General features: G+C 38.9%; 4 protein-coding genes. 1 reads left to right on the forward strand and 3 read right to left on the reverse strand.

Features of this window, described 5'->3' with window-relative positions; genetic code table 11:
• From NTU69_10440 to secD, 3 genes are all read right to left on the reverse strand, one after another.
• Positions 1-255 (reverse strand): hypothetical protein (locus NTU69_10440; protein MCX5803928.1); only part of this gene is annotated, 255 nt, incomplete at its 3' end.
• Between the two features lie 82 nt (positions 256-337).
• Positions 338-1,240, reverse strand: a complete 903-nt coding sequence (secF, locus tag NTU69_10445; GenBank protein ID MCX5803929.1) for a protein translocase subunit SecF — start codon at positions 1,238-1,240, stop codon at positions 338-340.
• A gap of 10 nt (positions 1,241-1,250) precedes the next feature.
• The gene (secD, locus tag NTU69_10450; protein ID MCX5803930.1) at positions 1,251-2,843 is read right to left on the reverse strand and encodes a protein translocase subunit SecD; all 1,593 of its coding nucleotides are present in this window, start codon (positions 2,841-2,843) and stop codon (positions 1,251-1,253) included.
• A 228-nt stretch (positions 2,844-3,071) separates the two neighbouring features.
• Between secD and NTU69_10455 the strand changes: the two genes are divergently transcribed.
• Positions 3,072-3,286 (forward strand): hypothetical protein (locus tag NTU69_10455; protein ID MCX5803931.1); only part of this gene is annotated, 215 nt, incomplete at its 3' end.

Raw genomic sequence — 3,286 nt, forward strand, 5'->3', positions numbered from 1 at the left:
CAGCCCTATATCATGCAGATACAGTGTGCTAAGGAGCGCGAATATCTCCCCTGAAAACATCTCTTCTGTTCTGTCTCTCGGGTCAGGAATAATCTTTTCTATCAACCCCTTAAGTGTTTCAACATGTTCTTTTAAAGGCAGCTTAGTGGAGGAGAATACCTTTTCTTCACAAAAGGTTTTTAAATTGAGGAATCTCTGATGTAGTTTTAGCTCCCGCTCTTTATCTTTGAGTACATCTTCAAGCCTCGATAGCATTATAATCCCCTCCTGATATTCAATGTTTCTTCAAGGAATATTTGAGAGTATTAATTTTAAGAGAGATGTAAACCACTGTGTATTAACGAAACTTCCTTCTCCATACATATACAATGGGGCTTGCAACGAAGATAGATGAGTAGGTTCCAACAATTAAACCTATAAAAAGGGCAAAGGAAAAATCAAAAAGCACTTCACCACCAACAACCATAAGGGCACCTAATGCAAAGAGTGTACTGAGACCTGTTATTATCGTACGGCTCAGCACTTCATTGATACTCCGGTTTATCACTACACCAAAATCATCCTTCGATTTCATTTTTGCCATATTTTCCCGGATACGGTCATAGACAACAACAGTATCCTGCAGTGAATATCCTGCAATGGTGAGCAGTGCGGTGATAATCAATAGGTTCAGCTCTTTATCGAGTATATAAAAAACACCCAGTATTGCTACCACATCATGAAATGTCGCAATGGTCGCTGCTATACCGGATATAAACGTAAACCTCCATGCAACGTATATGATTATACCGACCAGTGCAAGGCCCACCGCAATGATTGCATATTTTTTTAATCCCTTCCCCACACCAGCCCCTACCATGTTACTTCCAAGGATTTCGAATTTTTTATCCTTATATTTACCTGACAATATTGATGCCACCTTGTCCTGTATTTTCTCTTTGTCCGTATCAGAAAACTTTGTTTTTATAAAAAAATCCTTTGTTCCGCTTATCTCCTGTATTTGAACATCACTTATGCCACCATCTGTGAAAGCCTTCCTTAACTCTCCTATGTCTACATTCTCTTTAAACCTTATCTGTATGTTAGTACCTCCTGTGAAATCAACACTGATGTTCGCTTTCCCCAGGGATATCATTATCAAGGCATAAAATCCGATGGCAACAAGTATTGCAGATAAGATAAATGCCTTTTTCCTGAATCCAATAAAATCTATATTGGTATCTTTCAATAACTCCATCATAATAATTGTCTCAGATACTCAACCTTCTCGGTTTGTATTTTATTAAAATCCAATCAAAAATAGTTTTAGAACCAAATACAGCAGTAAAAAGATTTATTATCATTCCTATAATCAGTGTTATCGCAAATCCCTTAATCGGGCCGGTACCAAACATAAAAAGTACACAGGCGGTGATAAGGGTTGTTATGTGGGAATCAAAGATTGCAACCCACGCCTTTTGATATCCGCTATCCACTGCAGCTCTCACTGTCTTCCCAAGCCTTAATTCTTCTCGTATCCTCTCAAAGATCAGAACATTTGAATCAACCCCCATTCCAATAGTAAGTGCAATACCTGCAATACCGGGAAGGGTCATCGTAGCCTTGAGTGCACTAAAAGCCCCAAGGAGGTACATTAAATTTAAAAGCAACGCAATATTTGCGATAATACCAGAAAAGCGATAATAGACAACCATAAATATTATCACCAATATACTCCCCAGGATTGTAGCTTTTATGCCTCTGTTGATCGAGTCCTGTCCTAAAGTGGGGCCAATTGTAATATTCTGTACCACCTTCACAGGTGCGGGGAGTGCACCTGCACGAAGAACTATTGATAGGTCTTTTGCTTCATCCATTGTAAAACCACCAGTTATTGAAGCCTTCCCTCCGGATATTCTTTCCCTCACAACAGGGGCAGAGTAAACAGTGTTATCAAGAATAATGGCCAATCTCTTTCCCACATTTTCAGCAGTTATCTTATCGAATATCCTTGCGCCTTCACTATCAAATTCTATTGAAACATATGGTTCATTCCCAAACTCCCCCCCGATTCTCACCCGCGCATCGGTTAGTAATTCACCTGTCAAAAGGGTCTGTTTTTTTAAGAGGATAGAGGTTGTTGTTGCAATCCCGGTCTCTCTATTTCTTGTCCTCATTGTAAGTATTTCACTGCCTTCAGGAATCGCACCTACCGTAACTCTCGAGGCATTTTCCTCATCGACCAGCTTGAATTCAAGCTGTGCAGTCCTCCCTATCAATTCTAAAGCCCTCTGCGGGTCCTTTATACCTGGAAGCTGTACAAGAATCTGGTTTTCACCTTGCTTTACAATTACCGGTTCGGATACACCAAACTGGTCTATTCTGTTCCTGATCGTTTCAAGTGCCTGACGGACAGCATTATCCTTAATATTTGCAATCTCCCTTTCCAGTAAAAGGAACTCTACATGCAGGTTATCACCTTCTGTCCTTGTGCCTCCTGATTTAAGGTCAGGAAATTCTTTGCCTACAAGATTGTAGAGCTTTTCTTTTTGCTCTGCTCTTATCAAAACAGAAAGAGAATTCTCTTTCTTTTCGAGCCCCATAAAGCGTATTCCCTCACGAATCATGGCATCTTTGAAGGCATTAAATTTTCTATCCACCATGTTTTGCATCATTTTTACTGTATCAAGCTCAAGTAACAGATGCATGCCCCCCTTTAAATCAAGCCCCAAATGGATCTTATCAGATGGGAAATACTTCTTCCATACGCCCTGCGGCTCAATAATGTTCGGCATACAGTAAATAACCGATATTACTAAAAACAGTACTACGAGAATAAACCTTATTTTTAAAGACTTAATCATTCATGACCCCATATTCAGTGCTGGAAAAATTCACAACCAAAGTTATATTTATCTAAACTTTTTGTCAAGAGAATTTTCTCACAAGACAATAATATCAGTAGCTAAAAACTATGTAATCATAACCTAAAACACCCCTGCTTTGTCTTAAAGGATGAACGAATATATCTATCAGCCATCAGATTTTTGTGTTACAATGGATCAAATTTGAATAAAAGATTACAGAAAACATTGGTTAACATAGGAATCATTCTATCTCTATCATATTTAATTATCGTCGCTGTGACCTATTTCATACAGGACAGCATGCTTTACTTCCCTGAAAAGGAGATATGGCATACCCCAAAAAATATAAACCTTGAATACTCAGAAATCTATTTTGAAACAGAAGATGGCATCACCATCTCGGGGTGGTATATTCCGGCAAAAAATGAAAAGGGGGTGCT

The sequence above is a fragment of the Pseudomonadota bacterium genome (assembly GCA_026388215.1).
Taxonomy (GTDB): Bacteria; Desulfobacterota; Syntrophorhabdia; order Syntrophorhabdales; family Syntrophorhabdaceae; genus JAPLKF01.